Source organism: Mycolicibacterium litorale, from assembly GCF_010731695.1.
GTDB classification, from domain to species: domain Bacteria; phylum Actinomycetota; class Actinomycetes; order Mycobacteriales; family Mycobacteriaceae; genus Mycobacterium; species Mycobacterium litorale.
Window position 1 is genome coordinate 1,943,132 of record NZ_AP022586.1, and the last position, 23,219, is coordinate 1,966,350.

Annotated in this window: 23 protein-coding genes; 5 read left to right on the top strand and 18 right to left on the bottom strand. The window is 68.9% G+C overall.

Translation table 11 applies throughout. From position 1 onward, the window contains the following. Positions 1-22: 22 nt before the first annotated feature. The 5 genes from G6N30_RS09050 to G6N30_RS09070 all read right to left on the bottom strand — a co-directional run bounded on the left by G6N30_RS09050 (position 23) and on the right by G6N30_RS09070 (position 5,137). Positions 23-970, bottom strand: a complete 948-nt coding sequence (locus tag G6N30_RS09050; RefSeq protein ID WP_134052015.1) for a DUF58 domain-containing protein — start codon at positions 968-970, stop codon at positions 23-25. After that, positions 967-2,124 carry a chaperone MoxR1 gene (gene moxR1, locus G6N30_RS09055; RefSeq protein WP_134052017.1) on the bottom strand — a complete coding sequence of 386 codons (1,158 nt, stop codon included), beginning with the start codon at positions 2,122-2,124 and terminating at the stop codon, positions 967-969. Before moxR1 ends, G6N30_RS09050 begins: the two co-directional genes overlap by 4 nt. Positions 2,125-2,238: 114 nt before the next feature. Further along, entirely contained in the window at positions 2,239-2,931 is a 693-nt protein-coding gene (ripB, locus tag G6N30_RS09060) for an NlpC/P60 family peptidoglycan endopeptidase RipB (RefSeq protein WP_407664745.1), read from the bottom strand. 23 nt (positions 2,932-2,954) lie between these two features. Beyond that, positions 2,955-4,382 carry an NlpC/P60 family peptidoglycan endopeptidase RipA gene (ripA, locus tag G6N30_RS09065; RefSeq protein WP_134052019.1) on the bottom strand — a complete coding sequence of 476 codons (1,428 nt, stop codon included), beginning with the start codon at positions 4,380-4,382 and terminating at the stop codon, positions 2,955-2,957. A 224-nt stretch (positions 4,383-4,606) separates the two neighbouring features. Continuing rightward, positions 4,607-5,137 (bottom strand): Rv1476 family membrane protein, encoded by a 531-nt coding sequence (locus G6N30_RS09070; protein ID WP_134052021.1) that lies wholly within the window; start codon positions 5,135-5,137, stop codon positions 4,607-4,609. Between the two features lie 188 nt (positions 5,138-5,325). Between G6N30_RS09070 and G6N30_RS09075 the strand changes: the two genes are divergently transcribed. Further along, on the top strand, positions 5,326-8,127 hold the full coding sequence (locus tag G6N30_RS09075) for an aconitate hydratase (protein WP_134052023.1): 2,802 nt from the start codon (positions 5,326-5,328) through the stop codon (positions 8,125-8,127). 22 nt (positions 8,128-8,149) lie between these two features. Beyond that, positions 8,150-8,728, top strand: coding sequence for a TetR/AcrR family transcriptional regulator (locus tag G6N30_RS09080; RefSeq protein WP_134052025.1), 579 nt, complete (start codon positions 8,150-8,152; stop codon positions 8,726-8,728). Here the strand turns inward: G6N30_RS09080 and G6N30_RS09085 are convergent. The 12 genes from G6N30_RS09085 to G6N30_RS09140 all read right to left on the bottom strand — a co-directional run bounded on the left by G6N30_RS09085 (position 8,721) and on the right by G6N30_RS09140 (position 19,001). Next, positions 8,721-8,921: a helix-turn-helix domain-containing protein gene (locus G6N30_RS09085; RefSeq protein ID WP_134052027.1), complete on the bottom strand. Its 201-nt coding sequence runs from the start codon at positions 8,919-8,921 to the stop codon at positions 8,721-8,723. The genes G6N30_RS09080 and G6N30_RS09085 overlap by 8 nt on opposite strands. Before the next feature lie 127 nt (positions 8,922-9,048). Beyond that, positions 9,049-10,677, bottom strand: a complete 1,629-nt coding sequence (locus G6N30_RS09090) for an ABC-F family ATP-binding cassette domain-containing protein (protein WP_134052029.1) — start codon at positions 10,675-10,677, stop codon at positions 9,049-9,051. Positions 10,678-10,808: 131 nt separating this feature from the next. After that, entirely contained in the window at positions 10,809-11,642 is an 834-nt protein-coding gene (locus tag G6N30_RS09095; protein ID WP_134052031.1) for an enoyl-CoA hydratase, read from the bottom strand. Positions 11,643-11,669: 27 nt separating this feature from the next. Then, the gene (gene trxA, locus G6N30_RS09100; RefSeq protein WP_134052033.1) at positions 11,670-12,035 is read right to left on the bottom strand and encodes a thioredoxin; all 366 of its coding nucleotides are present in this window, start codon (positions 12,033-12,035) and stop codon (positions 11,670-11,672) included. Between the two features lie 72 nt (positions 12,036-12,107). Further along, positions 12,108-12,695 carry a hypothetical protein gene (locus tag G6N30_RS09105; RefSeq protein ID WP_234880082.1) on the bottom strand — a complete coding sequence of 196 codons (588 nt, stop codon included), beginning with the start codon at positions 12,693-12,695 and terminating at the stop codon, positions 12,108-12,110. 38 nt (positions 12,696-12,733) lie between these two features. Then, positions 12,734-13,081 carry a metal-sulfur cluster assembly factor gene (locus tag G6N30_RS09110; RefSeq protein WP_134052037.1) on the bottom strand — a complete coding sequence of 116 codons (348 nt, stop codon included), beginning with the start codon at positions 13,079-13,081 and terminating at the stop codon, positions 12,734-12,736. Then, on the bottom strand, positions 13,078-13,536 hold the full coding sequence (sufU, locus tag G6N30_RS09115; RefSeq protein ID WP_134052039.1) for a Fe-S cluster assembly sulfur transfer protein SufU: 459 nt from the start codon (positions 13,534-13,536) through the stop codon (positions 13,078-13,080). The genes G6N30_RS09110 and sufU overlap by 4 nt, the downstream gene beginning before the upstream one ends. Before the next feature lie 3 nt (positions 13,537-13,539). Next, a complete protein-coding gene (locus G6N30_RS09120) occupies positions 13,540-14,805 on the bottom strand; it encodes a cysteine desulfurase (RefSeq protein WP_134052041.1) in 1,266 nt (421 codons plus the stop codon). 14 nt (positions 14,806-14,819) lie between these two features. Beyond that, positions 14,820-15,596 (bottom strand): Fe-S cluster assembly ATPase SufC, encoded by a 777-nt coding sequence (gene sufC, locus G6N30_RS09125; RefSeq protein ID WP_134052043.1) that lies wholly within the window; start codon positions 15,594-15,596, stop codon positions 14,820-14,822. Continuing rightward, positions 15,596-16,786 (bottom strand): Fe-S cluster assembly protein SufD, encoded by a 1,191-nt coding sequence (gene sufD / locus G6N30_RS09130; protein ID WP_134052045.1) that lies wholly within the window; start codon positions 16,784-16,786, stop codon positions 15,596-15,598. The genes sufC and sufD overlap by 1 nt, the downstream gene beginning before the upstream one ends. Then, positions 16,786-18,249, bottom strand: a complete 1,464-nt coding sequence (sufB, locus tag G6N30_RS09135; RefSeq protein ID WP_134052047.1) for a Fe-S cluster assembly protein SufB — start codon at positions 18,247-18,249, stop codon at positions 16,786-16,788. The genes sufD and sufB overlap by 1 nt, the downstream gene beginning before the upstream one ends. Further along, positions 18,246-19,001, bottom strand: coding sequence for a helix-turn-helix transcriptional regulator (locus G6N30_RS09140; protein ID WP_134052049.1), 756 nt, complete (start codon positions 18,999-19,001; stop codon positions 18,246-18,248). The genes sufB and G6N30_RS09140 overlap by 4 nt, the downstream gene beginning before the upstream one ends. A gap of 104 nt (positions 19,002-19,105) precedes the next feature. Between G6N30_RS09140 and mptB the strand changes: the two genes are divergently transcribed. The 3 genes from mptB to G6N30_RS09155 are packed head-to-tail and all read left to right on the top strand — an operon-like array spanning position 19,106 to position 22,571. After that, a complete protein-coding gene (gene mptB, locus G6N30_RS09145; protein WP_179965614.1) occupies positions 19,106-20,836 on the top strand; it encodes a polyprenol phosphomannose-dependent alpha 1,6 mannosyltransferase MptB in 1,731 nt (576 codons plus the stop codon). Beyond that, positions 20,833-21,798 (top strand): ABC transporter ATP-binding protein, encoded by a 966-nt coding sequence (locus tag G6N30_RS09150; RefSeq protein WP_134052053.1) that lies wholly within the window; start codon positions 20,833-20,835, stop codon positions 21,796-21,798. The genes mptB and G6N30_RS09150 overlap by 4 nt, the downstream gene beginning before the upstream one ends. Beyond that, a complete protein-coding gene (locus tag G6N30_RS09155) occupies positions 21,795-22,571 on the top strand; it encodes an ABC transporter permease (protein ID WP_134052055.1) in 777 nt (258 codons plus the stop codon). Before G6N30_RS09150 ends, G6N30_RS09155 begins: the two co-directional genes overlap by 4 nt. Here the strand turns inward: G6N30_RS09155 and G6N30_RS09160 are convergent. Beyond that, entirely contained in the window at positions 22,539-23,168 is a 630-nt protein-coding gene (locus tag G6N30_RS09160) for a hypothetical protein (RefSeq protein ID WP_134052057.1), read from the bottom strand. The two genes, G6N30_RS09155 and G6N30_RS09160, sit on opposite strands and share 33 nt — an antisense overlap. Positions 23,169-23,219: the final 51 nt, after the last annotated feature.

Here is a 23,219-nt window from a genome sequence, read left to right on the forward strand (position 1 = left end):
TGTTCTCTCTTCGCGCAAGCGCTCATCGGCCGGCCATGGCGCCGCGGCGCCGGCTCGCCACGAACCTGACCACATCGGCGATCCAGTCCCGGTCGGTGCGCAGGCTCAACAGCGGGGCGCCACACCGCCGCAACGTGCGGGCCACCTCGGCCCGGTGTTCGGCGGCCGCCCGCTCGAAGTCCTCGCGCAGTTGGTGGTCGATGGTGAACTCCCGCGTCACCCCGGTCTCGGCGTCCTGCAGGACGACGTCGCCGACCTCGGGCAGTTCGACGTCGCGCGGATCGAGCACCTCGATCGCCAGCACCTCGTGGCGGGCCGAGATCGCGCGCAGCGGGCGCATCCAGTTGATCGGCCCGAGGAAGTCGCTGATGACGACCGCCATGCCACGCCTGCGCTCTGGGCGCCGCAGCGCGTCGATGGCCGCGGCCAGATCGCCGCGCACGCCGGTGGGCGCCTTGGGCATCGTGGCGATGGTGCGCAGCATCTCCTGCTCGTGCATGCGACCGGACAGGGCGGGCACCCGCCGCACGGACTCGCCGTTGGCGATGATCGCGCCGATCCGGTTGCCGCCACCACTGTTGAGGAAGGTGATCGCGGCCGCCGCCGCCACCGCGAGGTCACGCTTCTCGCAGGCCGCGGTGCCGAAGTCGAGGCTGGCCGACATGTCGACCACCATCCAGGTCTCCAGTTCGCGGTCGGCGATCATCTCCCGCACGTGCGGGACGGTGGTGCGCGCGGTGACCGACCAGTCCATCCGGCGGACGTCGTCGCCGGGCTGGTAGATGCGCGACTCCCCCGGCTCCGAACCCGGACCGGGGATCAGGCCGAGGTGATCGCCGTGCAGGACGCCGTCGAGCTTGCGCCGCACGGTGAGTTCGAGCTTGCGCAGCGCCGCCGACAGTGCGGGGTCGCGGATCTGCCCACGCTGCAGCGACGGCAGATCGACCGATCGACCGCCGGACTCGGTCACCGACCGCCCGCCACACCCGCCCCGGCCGGGACTGCGGGCTGAGCCGAAGGACCTTGTTGCGGAATGGCATTGACCTGCGGCAGCGCGACGGTCTGCATGATCCGGTTGATCACCGTCTCGGCGGAGACCTCGTCGGCCAGCGCGTCGTAGGTCAGCACGAGGCGGTGGCGCAGCACATCGGGGATCACCTCGACGACGTCCTGCGGGATGACATAGTCGCGACCGCGCACCAGCGCCAGTGCGCGGGAGGCGGCGATGATGCCCAGCGACGCGCGCGGGGAGGCGCCGTAGGCGATCCAGGACTTGGCGTCGGGCATCCCGAACTTCTCCGGTTCGCGGGTCGCGGTGACGATGCGGACCACGTAGTCGACCAGCGCGTGGTGCACGAAGGTGTTGGCCGCGACGTCCTGCAGGCGCAACAGGTCACCGGTGGCGAGGATCTGCTTCGGCTCCGGCGGCTTCACGCCCATCCGGTAGATGATCTCGCGCTCTTCCTCGGGCGACGGGTAGTCGATGTTCAGCTTGAACAGGAAGCGGTCGCGCTGCGCCTCGGGCAGGGCGTAGACGCCCTCCTGCTCGATCGGGTTCTGGGTCGCCATGACGAGGAACGGCTGCGGCAGCGGGAAGGTCTTGCCGCCGATCGAGATCTTGCGTTCGGCCATGACCTCGAGCAGGGCGGACTGCACCTTGGCCGGAGCGCGGTTGATCTCGTCGGCGAGCAGGAAGTTCACCACCACCGGCCCGAGTTCGATGTCGAACTCCTCCTTGCCCTGCCGGAAGATGCGGGTACCGACGATGTCGGTGGGCACCAGGTCGGGGGTGAACTGGATACGCGCGAACGTGCCGCCGACCACCTTGGCGAAGGTCTCGACCGCCAGCGTCTTGGCCACACCGGGGACACCTTCGAGCAGGACGTGGCCCTTGGCGAGCAGGCCGACGAGCATCCGCTCGACCAACCGGTCCTGACCGACGATGATGCGCTTGACTTCGAAGATCGCGCGCTCCAGCGTGTGCACCTCACCCTGCAGGCCACCGTTGTTCTGCGCGGGCGCCTGGCCCTGCGGCGCGGCGTGGGAGCCGGCGGGGTAACCCTGCGCGGGGTTCGGACCGGAATACCCTCCGGCGCCCTGCGGCGGCCCACTCGGTGACGTCATCGAGATTCCTCCCACTGTTTTCGCTGGTCGTGCGGTGGACGCGAGAGCGCCCGCCGTCAACTATTCCAGGCACTCCGGGATCCGTCGACGTTGCCCGCTGCGCTCAGGCTGTGCTCAGGATTCGATGATGCGGGCCACGTACGGCTGCAGTCCCGATTTGCGTACGGGGCTGACCGTCACCTTGCCCGCGCTGCCGGACGACTCGAGCATCTGCCCGTTACCCAGGTACATGGCCACGTGCTGGCTGCCACCCGGCCCCCAGAACAGCAGGTCGCCGCGTTTGGCTTGCGAGGTCGGCACCTTCCGCCCCGTGTTGTACTGGTCGCCCGAGTACTTCGGGATCAACACGCCGACCCCGGCGTAGGAGAACTGGGTGAAGCCCGAGCAGTCGTAGCCGACGATGTTGGCGCCGGAGTCGATGCCGCGGCTCGGACCGTTCGGCTTGCCGCCGCCCCACGAGTACGGCGTGCCCATCTGCGAGGCGCCCCGGCGGATCACGTACTCGATCGCCTGGGGGCCGCGCACCCGTCCCGGCGCCACACTGGTCGGCGCCGCACCACCGAGACCGATGCTCGACAGGAACTTGCGACCCATGTCCATGGTGACCTGGGTGGCCTGGGCGGTGGCCGCCAGCGAGGCGTTCGCGATGGCCAGCGGATCGCCGGGCGCACCCGCGCTGAGCAGCTTGGGCAGCGTGGGATCCCACTGCCCGTCGTCGGGAGCGGCCACCGCCGGGCTGGTCACCCCGACCAGCATCGCGACCGCGGCCGCCGTCACCACGAGGACCTTGACGCCGTGGAACTTCATGCGGCGCAACAACTCCAACAATCTCACCATTCGATCAAGCGGGTCGCGTACGGGGTCATGCCGCTGGTGCGCACCGGCGAGATCTTGACCACGGACCCGGTGTAGGGGGCTTCGAGCATCTGACCGTCACCGAGGTAGAGGGCGACGTGCTGGCTGGCGTTGGGCCCCCAGAACAGCATGTCGCCGCGGCGCATCTGCGAGTTCGGCACCTTGCGGCCGGCGTTGTACTGCGATCCCGAGTAGTGGTCGAGCTTGATGCCCACACCGGCGAACGCGTACAGCATCAGGCCGGAGCAGTCGAAGCCGACGGTGCCTGCGCCGGAGTCGATTCCGCGGCTGGGACCGGCGGCGTTGCCACCGCCCCACGAGTACGGGACACCCATCTGCGACATGGCGCGCCGGATGACGTACTCGGTGGCCTGCCGGCCGTACACCCGCGGGATGGCCCCGTTGGTGTATCCGGTCGGCGTGGGCAGCAGACCGATCTTCTGCAGGAACGTGCGGCCCATCTGCGAGGTGACCTGAGCCGACGTCGCGGTGATGCCGAGGACGGCGTTGATGATCGCGATCGGGTCGCCGCTGACGAACGCGCTGGGGATCGCGGGCAGCGTGGGATCCCATGCGGTGTCCCAGTTTGCGGCGGCCGGCGCCGGAGCGCCGGGCGCCCGGTCCCAGTTCGCCGCCGGATTCGGCGCCTTGGCCTGCGGGGCGGCCGCGGGTGCGGGCCCCGTCGACGCCTGTCCGGTCGAGGAGGCCTTGCGGACCTGGGCGAGGCGGGCCTGGGCCGCGGTGCGCTCGGCGGTGAGCCGGTTCAGTTCGGACTGCTGGCTGCCGAAGTTGCGCTGGGCCTCGGTGAGCGCCGCGACCGCCGTGCGCTGGCTGGCCTCCGCGTCGGCGGCGGCCTGATCGGCCTTCTGCTTGGCCAGGCGCGCCGCGGACTCCTTGTTGACCTGGTCGGTGCGCGCGCGCTGCAGGTTCTCCATGACGCGGGCCGAGCTGATCGACAGCGTGTCGGCGGTCGATGCGGTCTTCAGGACGTCGGCGGGGTCGGCGGCCGTCACGTACGACGACGACGCGCCGCTGACGTAGGTGGCCGCGGCGAACGTGTCGAAGCGCTTCTGCGCCGCGGAGATTGCGATGGTGGCGTCTTCGATCCCGCGCTGGCTGGCTTCGAGGTCACGCTGGGCGGTCGCGGCCGCGTCGCGGGCGTTCTGCACGTCGAGGATCGCCTTGTTGACGCCTTCCTGCGTGCTCTGCACGGCGGCGCCCAGTTCCTGCAGTTTCTGGTTCGCGTTGGCGACGGCGGCCACCAGGGTCGCGACGCTCTCGGTGTCCGCCGATCCGGGCGCACCGCCCCACAGCGCCGTGGACATCAGCATTCCGACGGTCAAGGGCAGCGCGCACATCCGGACGACCAGCCGGGAAGCGGAGGCGCGAGCGGTGCGTCTCATTCGACTCAAGTCTCCTAAGGGTCGACGCGAACGTGGCGGCACGTTCGTGAGGGGCACCGATGCACACAAGTCACATCAGGCACAGCGACAACATTGGGTACCGAATGCACCGTACGTCACAATCGACGCTAAAGAAACTTTAGTCACAAATTACATAGTTGTAATTGAATTAACTGTTATCGAATGGTGATGTTGGAATTACCGCCCGCAGGCGGCAGCCAACATCAGCGCAGGTCAGCGTCGGTAGGAGCGGCGTCGGCCGCGGCCGCGCGTTTGCCTCGAATCTGTAACCACCGGGTCGCCGCAGTGGCCGCCGCCACCACCATTACGAGGGCAATCGTCAATGCCGTCCAGGGAAAGTCCGGCGTCGTGAGTTGGCTGACGAAATTCTTCGACGACTGGACGGGATCACCCGTCTTGGCGAGGTCCTGGCCGGCCTCCAGCGTGACGCGGTCGAAGGTCGGACTGTAGGTCCCGGCGTACGACGGGCTCAGCGCCAGCACGGTCGAACCCGGGTAGGCCTGCCCGACCTCGGTCGCGATGTCGCGCAGCGGAGTGTCGATGTGCGGGTTCGTGTCGATCACGACGATCTTGAGGTCGATGCCGTCGGCCTTCGCCTCGGAGACCACCTGCCGCAGCGCCGCCTCGTCGGCCCCGGGCGCGCTCACCCCGTCGTCCCCGACGTCGGCGATCACCTTGTTCATGTCCACGTCCGGCGGGATGAACCCGGGCAGGAACGGAATGACATTCGGCATGAGCAAGCCTTGAGTCACAGGCAGCACCGTACCGCGCGAGCGGGTACCCGGGTGGCAGCACCCGCGCGTGACGACGAGACTGGGCGACAGATTCGACGCAGCCCTGGGGTGTTTTGCAGGACAAGCGTACTGTTAGAATCAGCACGCCACGACACAGCCCGTCGCGGCGAGAACAACCGGGAGTTGATGTGAGCAGCAAGGATTCTTTTGGAGCCCGTGACACCCTGAGCGTCGGGGACAAGTCGTACGAAATCTACCGCCTCGACGCCGTTCCCGGCACGGAGAAGCTGCCGTACAGCCTCAAGGTGCTTGCGGAGAACCTGCTGCGCACCGAGGACGGCGCGAACATCACCAAGGACCACATCGAGGCCATCGCGAAGTGGGACCCCGAGGCCGATCCCAGCATCGAGATCCAGTTCACCCCGGCCCGGGTGATCATGCAGGACTTCACCGGCGTCCCCTGCATCGTCGACCTCGCCACCATGCGCGAGGCGGTCGGCGAGCTCGGCGGCGACCCGCAGAAGGTCAACCCGCTGGCGCCCGCCGACCTCGTCATCGACCACTCCGTGATCGCCGATCTGTTCGGTCGCGCCGACGCGTTCGAGCGCAACGTGGAGATCGAGTACGAGCGCAACGGCGAGCGCTACCAGTTCCTGCGCTGGGGCCAGGGCGCCTTCCACGACTTCAAGGTCGTGCCGCCCGGCACCGGCATCGTGCACCAGGTCAACATCGAGTACCTGGCCAGCGTGGTCATGGACCGTGACGGGGTCGCCTACCCCGACACCTGTGTGGGCACCGACTCGCACACCACGATGGAGAACGGCCTCGGCGTGCTCGGCTGGGGCGTCGGCGGCATCGAGGCCGAGGCCGCCATGCTCGGCCAGCCGGTGTCGATGCTGATCCCCCGCGTGGTCGGGTTCAAGCTGACCGGCGAGCGCCGTCCCGGCGTGACCGCCACCGACGTCGTCCTGACCGTCACCGAGATGCTGCGCAAGCACGGCGTCGTCGGCAAGTTCGTCGAGTTCTACGGCGAGGGCGTCGCCGAGGTGCCGCTGGCCAACCGCGCCACGCTGGGCAACATGAGCCCCGAATTCGGCTCCACCGCAGCGATCTTCCCCATCGACGACGTCACCATCGACTACCTGCGGATGACCGGCCGCAGCGACGAGCAGCTGGCGCTGGTCGAGGCGTACGCCAAGGAACAGGGCATGTGGCACGACCCGAGCCGCGAACCCAAGTTCTCCGAGTACCTCGAACTCGACCTCGCCGACGTGGTGCCGTCGATCGCCGGACCCAAGCGTCCGCAGGACCGCATCGCGCTCGACGACGCGAAGTCGGCGTTCCGCAAGGACATCCACAACTACGTCGAGAACGGCAACTCCCCCGCGCACTCGAACATCGACGAGGCGGTCGAGGAGACGTTCCCCAGCAGCGATCCGGTGGCGCTGTCGTTCGCCGATGAGGATGCCGTCGAGGTGGTGTCGGCCGCGAACGGCGCCGAGGGCAGGCCGACCAACCCGATCACGGTGAAGTCCGACGAGCGCGGCGAGTTCGTGCTCGACCACGGCGCCGTCGTGATCGCCGCGATCACCTCCTGCACCAACACCTCCAACCCCGAGGTGATGCTCGGTGCGGCGCTGTTGGCCAAGAACGCCGTCGAGAAGGGTCTGACCTCGAAGCCGTGGGTCAAGACCACGATGGCCCCGGGCTCACAGGTGGTCACCGACTACTACGACAAGGCCGGACTGTGGCCGTACCTGGAGAAGCTCGGCTTCTTCCTGGTCGGCTACGGCTGCACCACCTGCATCGGCAACAGCGGTCCCCTGCCCGACGAGATCAGCAAGGCCATCAACGACAACGATCTGTCGGTGACCGCGGTGCTCTCCGGTAACCGCAACTTCGAGGGCCGGATCAACCCGGACGTGAAGATGAACTACCTGGCCTCGCCGCCGCTGGTGATCGCCTACGCGCTGGCCGGCAGCATGGACTTCGACTTCGAATCCGACTGCCTGGGCACCGACAATGAGGGCAATCAGGTGTTCCTCAAGGACATCTGGCCGACGCAGCAGGACATCAACGACACCATCGCCTCGGCGATCAACACCGAGATGTTCGTCAAGAACTACGCCGACGTGTTCAAGGGCGACGAGCGGTGGCGCAACCTGCCCACCCCCAGCGGTGACACCTTCGAGTGGGCCGAGGACTCCACCTATGTGCGGAAGCCTCCCTACTTCGACGGCATGCCCGCCGAACCGGAGCCGGTCACCGACATCACCGGGGCCCGGGTCCTGGCCCTGCTGGGCGATTCGGTCACCACCGACCACATCTCCCCCGCGGGCAGCATCAAGCCGGGCACCCCGGCCGCGCAGTACCTGGAGTCGCACGGTGTGGAGAAGAAGGACTACAACTCCTACGGCTCGCGCCGTGGCAACCACGAGGTGATGATCCGGGGCACCTTCGCCAACATCCGGCTCAAGAACCAGTTGCTCGACGACGTGTCCGGCGGCTACACCCGCGACTTCACCAAGGGCGGCGAGCAGGCGTTCATTTACGATGCCGCGCAGAACTACGCCGAGCAGGACATCCCGCTGGTGGTACTGGGCGGCAAGGAGTACGGCTCCGGCTCCTCGCGGGACTGGGCGGCCAAGGGCACCCGGCTGCTCGGTGTGCGTGCGGTCATCACCGAATCCTTCGAGCGGATCCACCGCTCGAACCTGATCGGCATGGGCGTCATCCCGCTGCAGTTCCCGGAGGGCGAATCCGCGGCGAGCCTCAAGCTCGACGGCACCGAGACGTTCGACATCACCGGGATCGAGGCGCTCAACGAGGGCAAGACTCCCAAGACGGTGCACGTCACCGCCACCAAGGAGGACGGCTCCAAGACCGAGTTCGACGCCGTGGTGCGCATCGACACGCCCGGTGAGGCGGATTACTACCGCAACGGCGGCATCCTGCAGTACGTGCTGCGCAACATGCTGAAGTCCAAGTAACCGCCTCACGGAAGCTGAACTGATGCCGCGGGTTACCGACGATCATCTGGCGGCGCGCCGCCGCCAGATCCTCGACGGCGCCCGGCGCTGCTTTGCGGAATACGGGTACGACAAGGCGACCGTGCGACGGCTCGAACACACCATCGGGCTGTCGCGCGGCGCCATCTTCCACCACTTCCGCGACAAGGACACGCTGTTCTTCGAGCTGGCGCGCGAGGACGCCGAACGAATGGCCGACGTCGCCTCGCGCGAGGGGCTCATCCAGGTGATGCGTGACCTGCTGGCCGCGCCGGACCAGTTCGACTGGTTGGCCACCCGGTTGGAGATCGCGCGCAAACTGCGCAACGACCCGGTCTTCCACCAGGGCTGGGAGGAGCGTTCAGCCGAACTGTCCGCCGCGACCGAGGCGCGGCTGCGCAGACAGAAAAAAGCCGGCCGGCTGCGCGACGACGTGCCCAGCGAGGTGTTGCAGACCTACCTCGACCTGGTGCTCGACGGGCTCGTGGCGCGCCTCGCCTCCGGGGACGACCCCAAGAAGCTCGGTGCGGTCCTCGACCTCGTCGAGGCGTCGGTGCGGCAGCAGGGCTCCGGCGTCAGTTGACGCTGGAACGCCGCGACCGGTGGTTGGGTCCACCGCGGCTGCGCATCGTCGTACCGCTTTCGCGCAGCATGCTGTGGATCGAACCGTAGGAACGTCCGGTCGTCGCCACCAGCGCCCGGATGCTCGCTCCCCCCTCGTACGCTGTCCGCAACTCGGTGAGCAGTTCTTCTCGGGACTTATTCGATTTCTTCATGACATCTCCCCGCTGTTTATGCCCCCGACAGCTTCGAGGGAATACCCCGCGTCCGAAGCGTTAACCAGCGGTTCGGTGACATTTCGTCAATCGGTTCGTCATGTGGCCCGCGGGGAGCCGGCGGCGCTCAGGCCAGCTCGATGAGATCCCGGTACTCGTCGGACCAGAAGTCCTCGGTCCCGTCGGGCAGCAGCACCACCCGCTGTGGTTCCAGCGCCTCGGCGGCGCCCGGATCGTGGGTCACCAGCACGACGGCGCCCGAGTAACTGCGCAGCGCATCGAGCACCTGCTCACGCGACGCCGGGTCGAGGTTGTTGGTGGGTTCGTCGAGCAGCAGCACGTTCGCGGTCGACGCGACCAGGCCGGCCAGTGCCAGTCGGGTCTTCTCACCGCCGGACAGCGTGCCCGCCGGCTGCTCGAGCTGGGGGCCGCTGAACATGAACGCACCCAGCAGTCCCCGCAGATCCTGCTCGCCGGTGTCGGGGGCGGCGTGGCGGATGTTCTCCCACACCGAGGCCGCGTTGTCGAGCGTGTCGTGCTCCTGGGCGAAGTATCCGATCTTGAGTCCGTAGCCGGGCTCCAGCCCGCCGGCGTCGGCCTTCTCCACACCGGCCAACAGGCGCAGCAGAGTGGTCTTGCCCGCACCGTTCAGACCCAGCACCACCACCCGCGAACCGCGGTCGATGGCCAGGTCCAGGCCGGTGAAGATCTCCAGGGACCCGTAGGTCTTGGTCAGCCCCTTGGCGATCAGCGGGGTCTTGCCGCACGGCGCCGGGGTGGGGAACTTGATCCGCGCCACCTTGTCGGCGACCCGTTCCTCGTCGAGGGCGGCCATCATCCGGTCCGCGCGCTTCAGCATGTTCTGCGCCGCAACGGCTTTGGTGGCCTTGGCGCCCATCTTGGCCGCCTGCGCCCGCAGCGCGGACGCCTTCTTCTCGGCGTTGGCCCGCTCACGGCGGCGGCGCTGCTCGTCGGTGGCCCTGGCGTCGAGGTACTTCTGCCAGGACATGTTGTACACGTCGACCTCTCCGCGGACCGCGTCGAGGAACCACACCCGGTTGACCACCGCGGCGAGCAGATCCACGTCGTGGCTGATCACCACCAGCCCGCCGGTGTGACTCTGCAGGAAGTCGCGCAACCAGGTGATCGAGTCGGCGTCGAGGTGGTTGGTCGGCTCGTCGAGCAGCAGCGTGGTGGCCGAACCCGACCCGCTGTCGCCGGCCGCGAACAGGATGCGCGCCAGTTCGACGCGGCGGCGCTGGCCGCCGGACAGCGTGCGTAGCGGCTGGGTGAGCACCCGTTCGGGCAGTCCGAGGCTCGCGCAGATGCGGCCCGCTTCGCTCTCGGCCGCGTATCCGCCGAGTGCGGCGAACCGTTCCTCGAGCTGACCGTAGCGGCGCACCGCCTTGTCGCGCGCGGCGTCGTCGGCGACCTCGGCCATCAGCACCTGCTGCTTCTCCAGGTCGGCCAGCAGCGTGTCCAGTCCACGGGCCGAGAGCACCCGGTCGCGGGCCAGGACGTCGAGGTCGCCTTCGCGGGGGTCCTGCGGTAGATAGCCGACGTCCCCGCTGCGGGTGATGGTGCCGGCGTAGGGTTCGCCTTCGCCCGCGAGGATCCGCATGGTGGTGGTCTTACCGGCACCGTTGCGCCCGACCAGCCCGATCCGGTCACCCGGCTGGACGCGCAGCACGGCGTCGTCGAGGGAGAGCAGCGTGCGCGCCCCGGCGCGGACCTCGAGGTCCGTTGCGGTGATCACGGGCAGTGCTCCTCATTGCGGGGGTGGGACGGATTTCGGGCGCGGCAGAGCCGGACGCCGGGAAAGGCTGCTTCGAGGCTAGCCGCAGCTCGGCGCCCGACGCCAACTGATAACGGCCGCCGTGGCGACGCTCACGGTTTGTCGTCGGTGAAGACCGCGGGCCGCTTCTCCGCGCGCGCCGCGACCGCCTCCTCGAAATTCGCGGTGAGCAGCCGGACGTACAGCTGGCCGAGACCTTCGGCCTGCATGTGCCCCTCCAGGCTGGCCGCGTCCAGACCGCTCCACAGCGTGCGCTTGGTGAGCTCCACGCCGGGGCGGGAGAACGCGGCGATGCGTTCGGCCATCTCGCAGCAGACCTCGAGCAGCTCGTCTTCGGCGACCGTGCGTGACACCAGCCCGATGCGCTGCGCCTCGTCCGCATCGACGTCGCGGCCGGTGAGCATGATCTCGAAGGCTCGCGACGAGCCGATGGCGCGCGGCAACAGGTAGCTCAACCCGAGTTCGCTGGCGGTGAGGCCGTTGTTGATGCCTGCCGCCCGGAAGTACGCCCCGGACGCCGCCACCCGGATGTCGGCGGCCAGCGCCAGGCACAGCCCGCCGCCGATCGCGGCGCCGTTGACGGCGGCGATCACCGGTTGGTGCATCTTGCGCAGCGCCAGGATGACGTCGTCGAGGATCTCCATCGACCGCAACCCGAACGACGGCCGGGTCAGACCCTTGACGTGGGGCACCGAACCGGCCGACTTGTGGTCGGCACCCGAGGAGAATCCGCGGCCCGCCCCGGTGAGGACGACGGCGCGCACCTCGTTGTCGTAGGTGAGTTCGCGCAGCACGTCCCGCAGCGGGACCATGACGTCGAACGCCATGGAGTTCATCCGCTCCGGACGGTTGAGGGTCACCACCGCGACCTGCGGCCGGGGCCTGTCGACGAGGACGAACGAGTCTTCTGCGGTCACGCAGTGCACGCTATCGCGTGCACCTCGTGGGACACGTCACTCGGACGGCGCGTTCTCCTGTGCGGCGATCGCGGCGTCGATGTCGAACTCCTTGACCTTCTGCACCAGATCCTCGAGCGCGGCGGGTGGGAGCGCGCCGGCCTGGTTGAAGACCAGCTTGCCCTTCTTGAACGCCATCAGCGTCGGGATGGACCGGATGTCCGCTGCGGCCGCCAGCTGCTGTTCCGCCTCGGTGTCGACCTTGGCGTAGACGACGTCCGGGTGCTTCTCGGACGAGGCGGCGAAGGTGGGCGCGAACTGCTTACAGGGGCCGCACCACGACGCCCAGAAATCGACGAGCACGATCTCGTTCTCGGTGATCGTCTCGTTGAACTGATCTGCGGTGATGTCTTGGGTAGCCACGAAAGTCCTAACGCCGGGGTCGGGTGTTGTGTTCCCCCGCTCGGTGCAGGCAAACCGCCGCCGAGACCGACGTCACGGCTCCGGGGCCGCCGCGGTGCGCTCCTCGTCCCCCGGCTCGTCGAGCGCCTGCTGGGCGAGTGCGGACGCCAGCGCCGCGTTGAGCAGCAGCTCGCGCCGCCGAGACGGCCACCAGAACAGCTCGATCGCCAGCAGGCCGAGGTAGACACACGACGCGGCGGTCTCGCGCACCGAACCGGCCACCGCATCCCACGCCGCGCTCCCCAGCGCGACCACGATCACCAGCCAAACCACCCAGCGGTACGGGTGCAGCCGTTCGGCCGCGGCCCGCAACCCTGCGCTGTAGTCGACGACGCCGGCGGCCAGACGCTTGTCGTCGACCCGATAGCCGCGGCGCGCGGCGCGCACGATCGTCACCCGTTCGGCGCCGGAGAAGTCGGCAGCGCCGGGCCAGTACGTGCTCATCCGCCGCGACGTCGACACTCCCATGGCGACGCCCATGACCACGAACACGATCGCCCCGGCGACGAGGAGTCCGGAGTCGAGCAGCGCGAGCGCGCCGAAGAACAGCCCTGTCGTCGCGCCGATCAGCAGCCCCCGCGCGAGCACACCACCGCGCCACCCGGTGGCGGGAACCGTCATCACAGCGAGATTGTCGCCCGCCGGACGACGTCAGGGAGCTAGACGGTGAAACCGAGGGCGCGAAGCTGTTCGCGGCCGTCCTCGGTGATCTTGTCCGGGCCCCACGGCGGATTCCACACCCAGTTGATCTTGATCTCGTTGACCAGGCCCGCGCCGACCAGCGCGGTGCGCGACTGGTCCTCGATCACATCGGTCAGCGGGCACGCCGCCGACGTCAGCGTCATGTCGATCAACGCGACATCGCCGGCGTCGCCCTTCTCGACGCCCAGTCCGTAGACCAGGCCGAGATCGACGACGTTGATGCCGAGTTCGGGGTCCACGACGTCGCGCATCGCCTCCTCGATGTCGGCGAGCAGTTCCTCGTTGGGTGCCGTCGTTTCGCTCATCGTTTCTCCTCCGAATCGTGGGACGCCTGCGCGACCGCGTCCTTGAAAGCCATCCAGCCGAGCAGCGCGCACTTCACGCGAGCCGGGTACTTCGAGACGCCGGCGAAGGCGATGCCGTCGCCCAGGACGTCCTCGTCCCCGTCGATGGTGCCCCGCGACGAGACCATCTCGGTGAACGCGGCGACGGTCTTGAGCGCGTCGCCGACCGTCGTCCCGATCACCTGATCGGTCAGCACCGACGTCGACGCCTGGCTGATGGAACAGCCCTGCCCGTCGTAGGACACATCCGCGACCGTCTCGCCGTCCTCACCGAGGGACACGCGCAGCGTCACCTCGTCGCCGCAGGTGGGGTTGACGTGGTGCACCTCGGCGCCGAACGGTTCACGCAGCCCGCGGTGATGCGGATGCTTGTAGTGATCGAGGATCACTTCCTGGTAGATCTGCTCGAGCCGCATCGCTCACCTACCGAAGAACTCGACGGCGTGGTGAACGCCTGCCACCAGCCGATCGACCTCGTCGAGGGTGTTGTACACCGCGAACGACGCGCGTGCGGTCGCAGTGATGCCGAACCGGCGGTGCAGCGGCCACGCGCAGTGGTGACCGACCCGCACGGCGACCCCGTCGTCGTCGAGCACCTGCCCCACGTCGTGAGCGTGCACCCCGTCGACGACGAACGACACCGGCGATCCGCGATCGGTCATCGAGTGCGGGCCGACGATCCGGACGCCGTCGATACCGGACAGCCCGTCCAGTGCGGCGGCCACCAGCTCGGCCTCGTGCGCCTCGACCTCGGCCATCCCGATGGCCGACAGGTAGCGGGCGGCAGCGGCCAACCCGACGACCTGGGAGGTCATCGGCGTACCAGCCTCGAAGCGCTGCGGTGCGGGCGCATAGGTGGCGCCCTCCATGGTGACGGTCTCGATCATCGACCCGCCGGTGAGGAACGGCGGCATCTTCGCGAGCAGCTCGCGCCGTCCGTAGAGCACACCGATCCCGTTGGGGCCCAGCATCTTGTGGCCGGAGAACGCGGCGTAGTCGACGCCGAGCGCGTGGAAGTCGATGGGCTGGTGCGGCACCGACTGGCAGGCGTCGAGCACCGTGAGCGCCCCGACCGCCTGCGCCCGCGCGACCAGTTCGGCCACCGGCGCGACCGCGCCGGTCACGTTCGAATGGTGCGTGAACGCAACCACTTTCACCCGCTCGTCGAGGTCGAGGGAGTCGAGGTCGATGCGCCCGGCCTGATCGCCTGAGTCGGTCACGCCGTACCACTTCAGCGTGGCTCCGGTGCGCCGGGCCAGCTCTTGCCACGGGATCAGGTTGGCGTGGTGTTCCAGCTCAGTGGTGACGATGACGTCGCCCGGGCCGACGGCGTGACCCTCGAAGCGACCGTCGCCCAGCACGTAGGACACGAGGTTGAGCGCCTCGGTGGCGTTCTTGGTGAACACCAGTTCGTCGGTGTCGGCGCCGACGAACGCCGCGATGGCGGAGCGACCGTCCTCGTAGGCGTCGGTCGATTCCTCCATCAGCTGGTGTGCGCCCCGGTGCACCGCGCCGTACGACGTGGTCAGGAAGTCGCGTTCGGCGTCGAGCACCTGGAGCGGACGCTGTGAGGTCGCACCGGAATCGAGGTAGGCCAGTTGCGATCCACCACGCATCACCCGCTGCAGGATCGGGAAGTCCGCGCGGATCCGCGCCACGTCCAGCCGGCTCGCCGCGGTCGTCATCGCAACACGCCTCCCTATGCGCCTGCCGCCGCGGCCTGCTGGGTGAACCGCACGTAGCCGTTGGTCTCGAGCTCGTCGGCCAGTTCCGGCCCGCCCGATTCGACGATGCGGCCGCCGACGAACACGTGGACGAACTGCGGCTGGATGTAGCGCAGGATCCGGGTGTAGTGGGTGATCAGCAGCACGCCGCCGCTGTTCTCCGCGGCGTAGCGGTTGACGCCTTCGCTGACCACGCGCAGCGCATCGACGTCGAGGCCGGAGTCGGTCTCGTCGAGGATGGCGATCTTCGGCTTGAGCAGCGACAGCTGCAGGATCTCGTGGCGCTTCTTCTCGCCGCCCGAGAAGCCCTCGTTCACACTGCGTTCGGAGAAGGCCGGGTCGATCTCGAGGTCGTCCATCGCGGCCTTGACCTCTTTGACCCAGTGCCGCAGCTTCGGCGCCTCACCACGCACGGCCGTGGCCGCGGTACGCAGGAAGTTCGACATCGAGACCCCGGGCACCTCGACCGGGTACTGCATCGCCAGGAACAGCCCGGCGCGTGCCCGCTCGTCGACGCTCATCTCGAGCACGTCCTGGCCGTCGAGCGTGATCGACCCCGAGGTGACCGTGTACTTCGGGTGGCCGGCGACCGCGTATGACAGCGTCGACTTCCCGGATCCGTTCGGCCCCATCAGCGCGTGGGTCTCCCCCGAGTTCACGGTGAGGTTCACGCCCTTGAGGATCGGCTTGGCCTCAGCGTCGTCGCCGCCGTTGACGCTGACGTGCAGATCTTTGATTTCCAGTGTGGACATTACGAATTGCTTCCTTCAGTGAGCTCGAGTTCGCGTTCGATGGCGGCGGTGAGGCGCTCCCGGACCGCGGGCACCGCGATCTTGCCGATGATCTCGCCGAAGAAGCCGCGCACGATCAACCGGCGCGCCTGGGGTTCGGGAATGCCCCGCGCCTGCAGGTAGAACATCTGCTCGTCGTCGAATCGGCCGGTGGCACTGGCGTGCCCGGCCCCGACGATCTCGCCGGTCTCGATCTCGAGGTTGGGGACCGAGTCGGCGCGGGCACCGTCGGTGAGCACCAGGTTGCGGTTCACCTCGAAGGTGTCGGTGCCGGCGGCCGCCGCGCGGATCAGCACGTCGCCCACCCAGACGGCGTGCGCGTCGGGCTTGTTCGAATGCGGATCGCCCTGCAGCGCACCCTTGTAGAGCACGTCGGACTTGCAGTTCGGCACGGCGTGGTCGACGAGCAGGCGCGATTCGAAGTGCTGGCCGTCGTCGGCGAAATACGTGCCGAGCATCTTCGCGTCACCACCCGGCGCGGTGAAACGCACGATGGCCGTGGTGCGCACGACGTCGCCGCCCAGCGTCACGTTGACGTGCCCGAGCACCGCATCCTTGCCCAGGCGGGCGTGATGGGAGCTGACGTGCACCATGTCGTCGGCCCAGTCGGCGATCCAGATCACGCCGAGACCGGCCGAGTCGCCGACGATGAGCTCGACGTTGTCGGCGTAGGTTCCGCTGCCACGCAGGTCCACGACGACGATGGCCCGCGACAGCTCCTCGAGGCGGATCTGCAGGTGCCCGTAGGCCACCGCACCCTCGCCGGGTCCGTCGACGGTGATCTCGATCGGCTCGGCGACCTCGGTGTCGCGCGCGACGGTCACCACCGTCGCCGACTCGAAGGACGAGTACGCCTGCGCCGCAACACGATCCGACGGGACACCGCCCTGACCGAGCCGCGCGTCACCGCGCTGCACGGTCTCGACGGTGACGCCGGGCCGCTCGGACACGATGATCTCGGCGCGGCCGCTGGCCGGAGCCGACCCGTCGTGCAGCCCGCGCAGCCGCCGCAGCGGGGTGAACCGCCAGATCTCGTCGCGGCCACCGGGGACCTCGAAGGCGTTGACGTCGAACGACGAGAACAGCTCGCCCTTGTTCAGCGCGGAACCCGCGGGTGTCCCTTCGGCCGCCGCGGTCAGATTCGATACCACTAGCCGACAGCCCCTTCCATCTGCAGCTCGATCAGACGGTTGAGCTCCAGCGCGTACTCCATCGGCAGTTCCTTGGCGATCGGCTCGACGAAGCCGCGCACGACCATCGCCATTGCCTCGTCCTCGGTCAGCCCGCGGCTCATCAGGTAGAACAGCTGGTCCTCGCTGACCTTGGAGACCGTGGCCTCGTGGCCCATCGTCACGTCGTCCTCACGGATGTCGACGTACGGGTAGGTGTCGCTGCGGCTGATCGTATCGACAAGCAGCGCATCGCATTTCACGCTCGAGCGCGAACCGTGCGCACCCTTGTTCACCTGGACCAGACCGCGGTAGGACGCACGGCCGCCACCGCGGGCCACCGACTTGGACACGATGTTGCTGGAGGTCTGCGGCGCGAGGTGCAGCATCTTGGCGCCGGTGTCCTGGTGCTGCCCCTCACCGGCGAATGCCACCGAGAGCACCTCGCCCTTGGCGTGCTCACCGGTCATCCAGACGGCCGGGTACTTCATCGTGACCTTGGAGCCGATGTTGCCGTCGACCCACTCCATCGTGGCGCCGGCCTCGGCGCGGGCACGCTTGGTGACCAGGTTGTAGACGTTGTTCGACCAGTTCTGGATGGTGGTGTAGCGGCAGCGGCCGCCCGGCTTGACGATGATCTCGACGACCGCGGAGTGCAGCGAGTCGCTCTTGTAGATCGGCGCCGTGCAGCCCTCGACGTAGTGCACGTAGGCGTCCTCGTCGACGATGATCAGCGTCCGCTCGAACTGGCCCATGTTCTCGGTGTTGATCCGGAAGTAGGCCTGCAGCGGGATGTCGACGTGCACGCCCTTCGGCACGTAGATGAACGAACCGCCCGACCACACCGCGGTGTTGAGCGCGGAGAACTTGTTGTCGCCGGCCGGGATCACGGTGCCGAAGTACTGCTTGAACAGCTCCGGATGCTCCTTGAGGGCGGTGTCGGTGTCGAGGAAGATGACGCCCTGCTTCTCGAGGTCCTCACGGATCGAGTGGTAGACGACCTCCGACTCGTACTGGGCGGCGACACCGGAGACCAGGCGCTGCTTCTCGGCCTCGGGGATGCCCAGCTTGTCGTAGGTGTTGCGGATGTCCTCGGGCAGGTCGTCCCACGTGGCGGCCTGCTTCTCGCTGGAGCGCACGAAGTACTTGATGTTCTCGAAGTCGATGCCGTCGAGGTTTGAACCCCAGTTCGGCATCGGCTTCTTGTCGAACGTGCGCAACGCGCGCAGGCGGACGTCGAGCATCCACTCCGGCTCGCTCTTCTTCGCCGAGATGTCGCGGACGACCGCCTCGGACAGGCCGCGCTGCGCGCTGGCGCCCGCGACGTCGGAGTCCGACCAGCCGTAGCCGTAACGGCCCAGCGAGGCGATGGCCTGCTCCTGCGACAGCGGCTCCCCGATCTTGTGCTCGGGGGTGACGGCGGTCGTCTCCGGGGTGGCGGTCATGTCGACGCTCCTTGAGGGGTCGTAACGGATCCGGCGCGGGCTGTGCGCCGGAGGGATTCTTGCTTGTCGGGCTGCAGCGGTACGTGGGTGGTGCAGGCGCAATCGCCGTTGACGATCGTGGCCAGCCGCTGCACGTGGGTGCCGAGGATCTCGGCGAACGCCTCGCGCTCGGCTTCACACAGCTCCGGGAACTCCTCGGCGACGTGCGAAACCGGGCAGTGGTGCTGGCAGATCTGCACACCGTCGATCGGGCCGCTGACCCGCGTGGTGGTGGTCGCGTACCCGGCTGCGGTGAGCGCGTCGGCCACCCGCTCGGCGGTGTCTTCGACACCCTCTTCAACACCACCGACCCCCTCGGTTACTCCCGACAGGATGGTGTCGATCCGACGGCGCGCGAAGGTGCGGACGGCGTCGTCGCCGCCGATCTCGCGCAGCTGGCGCATTGCCGCCGCCGCGAGGTCGTCGTAAGTGTGGCCGAGCTTGGCGCGGCCTGCGGCGGTGAGCCGGTAACGCTTGGCCGGGCGGCCGCGGCCGCTGTGCTCCCACGCCGCGGCGGGGGCGGCCTGCGCGTCGCCCGCCTCGATCAGCGCGTCCAGATGACGGCGCACACCTGCCGCCGAGATGCCGAGTCGATCGCCGATCGCCGATGCGGTGACCGGGCCCTGCAGCAGCACCTGGATGATCGCACTGCGGGTGTGCCCGTCCGAGACGTGCGCAGCGGACGCGCGGGCAGCCTCGGTAGGGATTTTCACAACACCATTGTGACGGAATTAGCCAGCCGGTTCCACCAAGGTCACCCTTAGTGGAGCGTGATAGTTCCCATAGGCCCGGCGGCTACGCTTCTCGAATGGCTCGTATGGCCGGGCGGCTGCAGTCCTTCAGTTCCTCGATCGCCCGCTGGCACGGCGACGAGCGCACTGTTGGCTCACCACTGACCGAGGCCGATCTGGTCGCGCTGCGCCGGACCCGTCTGTTCGGCGCGACCGGCACGGTGCTGATGGCGATCGGCGCACTGGGCGCCGGGGCGCGGCCCGTCGTGCAGGACCCCACCTTCGGCGTCCGGTTGCTCAACCTGCCGTCCCGGATCCAGACCGTCTCGCTGACGATGACGACGACGGGTGCGGTGATGATGGCGCTGGCCTGGCTGATGCTGGGCCGCTTCGCGCTCGGCAGCAGGCGGATGTCGCGCAGCCAGACCGACCGCACGCTGCTGCTGTGGGCGATCCCGCTGCTGATCGCACCGCCGATGTACAGCAAGGACGTCTACTCCTACCTCGCCCAGAGCGAGATCTCGCTGCAGGGGCTCGACCCGTACAAGGTCGGACCCGCCACAGGGCTGGGACTCGACCACGTGTTCACGCTGTCGGTGCCCAGCCTGTGGCGGGAGACGCCCGCCCCGTACGGTCCGCTGTTCCTGTGGATCGGGCAGACGATCTCCTCGATCACCGGCGAGAACATCGTGTGGGCCGTCCTTTTCCACCGGCTGGTCGTGCTCGCCGGTGTCGGGCTGATCGTGTGGGCCACCCCGCGGCTGGCCCGCCGCTGCGGCGTCGCCGAGGTCAGTGCCCTGTGGCTGGGACCCTGCAATCCCCTGCTGTTCATGCACCTGGTCGCCGGTATCCACAACGAGGCGCTCATGCTCGGGCTGATGCTGGCGGGCACCGAATTCGCCCTGCGGGGAGTGGACGCCGTTCGTCCGCTCGTCCCCCGGCCCCTGCACTGGCCGTCGGGCCGCCCGCAGTGGGCCCGGTGGTATCCGATGGCGATGCTGCTCACAGGCACCGTGCTGATCGCGATGTCCTCTCAGGTGAAACTGCCGTCGCTGCTCGCCCTCGGCTTCGTCGCGATGGCGCTGGCCTGCCGCTGGGGCGGCACTGTGAAGGCGTTCTTCATCGCAGGCGGGTCGCTGACCGCGGTGGCGGTCGCCGTCATGGCGGTGATCGGCTGGGCCAGCGGGCTGGGCTTCGGGTGGTTGTTCACGCTCGGCACCGCCAACGTGGTGCGCAGCTGGATGTCCCCGCCGACGCTGATCGCGCTGGGCACCGGTCAGGTCGGCATCCTGCTCGGCCTCGGCGACCACACCACCGCGATCCTCGCACTCACCCGTGCCATCGGCGTCAGCATCATCGCGGTGCTGGTGAGCGGTCTGCTGCTGGCGGTGCTGCGCGGCCGGCTGCACCCGGTCGGCGGCCTCGGCGTGGCGCTGGGCGCCACGGTCCTGCTCTTCCCCGTCGTGCAGCCCTGGTATCTGCTGTGGGCGATCATCCCGCTCGCGACGTGGGCCACCCGCCCGGGCTTCCGCGGCGCGACCATCGCGATCACGCTGATCGTCGGCATCTTCGGCCCCACCGCCAACGGCGATCGGTTCGCCCTGTTCCAGATCGTGATGGCGACGCTGGCCAGCACCGTCGTGGTCGCGGCGCTGATGGCGCTGACCTGGCGCCGCCTGCCTTGGCAGCCGCTGCCCGAGGGGGACCCGCCCGCCATGCCGGCGTCGCCGCCCCCGCCGTCGGCGCCCGGCGGAGACGGTCCGCGACCACCGCAGACACGATCCGCCGCACCGGGCGCATACGCTGATTCCCCGTGACCACCGGACCCGAAGCCGCCGGCTCGCCGCACGAGCGCTCGTCCGCTCAGCCCGTGCGGCTGCGCGGCGTGACCAAGCGCTACGGGTCGACCACGGCGGTCGACGGCCTCGACCTCGACGTCCACCGTGCCGAAGTGCTGGCGCTGCTGGGCCCCAACGGCGCGGGCAAGACGACGACGGTCGAGATGTGCGAAGGGTTCCTGCGCCCCGACGCCGGGACCATCGAGATCCTCGGCATGGACCCGGCCGCCCACAACAACAGGGTGCGTGAGCGCATCGGCGTCATGCTGCAGGGCGGCGGCGGTTATCCGGCCGCGCGCGCCGGCGAGATGCTCGACCTCGTCGCCGCCTACGCCGCCGATCCGCTCGACCCGCAGTGGCTGCTCGACACCCTCGGCCTCACCGACGTCGCGCGCACCACCTACCGCAGGCTCTCCGGCGGCCAACAGCAGCGGCTGGCGTTGGCGTGCGCCGTCGTCGGGCGTCCCGAACTCGTGTTCCTCGACGAACCGACGGCCGGGATGGACGCCCACGCCCGCATCGTGGTGTGGGAGCTGATCGATGCGCTGCGCCGTGACGGCGTCACCGTCGTGCTGACCACCCACCAGCTGACCGAGGCCGAACAGCTGGCCGACCGGCTGGTGATCATCGACCGCGGCGTCGCGGTGGCCACCGGGACGCCCGCCGAACTGATGCGCAGCGGCGCCGAGAACCAGCTGCGGTTCAGCGCGCCCCCCAAACTCGACCTGTCGCTGTTGGTGACCGCGCTGCCGGAGAGCTACCGCGCCACCGAGACCTCGCCGGGTGAGTACCTGGTCGAGGGCCACGTCGACCCGCAGGTGCTGGCCACCGTGACGGCGTGGTGTGCACGGGTGAACGTGCTGGCCACCGACATGCGCGTCGAACAGCGCAGCCTCGAGGACGTGTTTCTGGACCTGACCGGCCGGGAGTTGCGGAAATGACCACCAACCAGTTCGCGCCGGGCACGTTCACCCCCGACCCGCGGCCCGCCGCGGTGCCGAAGATGCTGGCCGCCCAGTTCGGTCTCGAACTGCGGTTGCTGCTGCGCAACGGCGAACAGCTGTTGCTGACGATGTTCATCCCGATCACGCTGCTCGTCGGGCTGATCCTGTTGCCGCTCGGCGACTTCGGCGACGATCGCGCGGGCACGTTCGTGCCCGCGATCATGGCGCTCGCGGTGATCTCGACGGCGTTCACCGGGCAGGCGATCGCGGTCGCGTTCGACCGTCGCTACGGGGCGCTCAAACGGCTCGGCGCGACCGCGCTGCCGGTGTGGGGCATCATCGCCGGCAAGTCACTCGCCGTGGTCACGGTGGTGTTCCTGCAGTCGGTGCTGCTCGGGGCCATCGGCCTGGCGCTCGGGTGGCGCCCCGAACCGGCCGGGCTGCTGCTGGGCGCCGTGGTGATCGCGCTGGGCACCGCCGGATTCGCGGCCCTGGGCCTGCTGCTCGGCGGGACGTTGCGCGCCGAGATCGTGCTGGCGGTCGCCAACCTGCTGTGGTTCGTGTTCGCCGGGCTCGGCGCGTTGACGCTCGAGGGTCAGGCGGTGCCCGGCGCGCTGGCATGGGCCGCCCGGCTGACACCGTCGGGTGCGCTGACCGAGGCGCTCACCCAGGCGATGACACTCTCGGTCGACTGGCTGGGCCTCGCCGTTCTCGCGGTGTGGGGCGGCGTGGCGGCGCTATGCGCGCTGCGCTGGTTCCGCTTCACCTGAGACCAGCGCGGGCAGCAGGTATTCCAGCTGGCCGACCTCCTCTATGTTGTGGCGGATCCACGCCCGCAGCTTGTCCTCGGGGAAGTGCCGCGCCACCAGCCGGTTGACCGGTGAGAGCAGCGTAGACCGCGCGCCCAGGTCCATCACGGTGACGTAGTGCGCCCCGTCCGCTCCCGCCGACCAGGTGTGCTCGAGCTGGAAGAACACCGCCCCCGCGGCACGTTTGACGAGCCGGATGCCGGTTTCGTCGAGCTTCTCGACCCGCGCCACCTCGTCGATCGTGAATTCGGGCCGCCCGCCGAACGCCTCGACCATGCGGAAACGGGCGCCGTCGGCCGCGCCGCCGCCGGGCGCCGGCCGGTCGAGCTCCCACCGGATGTGGTCGATCGGATGCCACGCCAGGTAGCGATCGATGACCTCATCGCCGTACGTCATCGTCTCGCCGAGGTGGGTGAACCAGTCGAGGAGCATCGCGGGCGTCACCCCGGCGAGCGGGCGGTGATCGATCGTGACGCGCCTGCGGCGGTGGGGTGCGCGGGTGACGTGCACCGTGGCGGTGTCGACCGAGCGCAAGGGATAGAGCACGGGGCGGGACATCGGGACCTCCTGCAAGATACGGATTCGTATCTTGCACGCTAGAAGCACGCG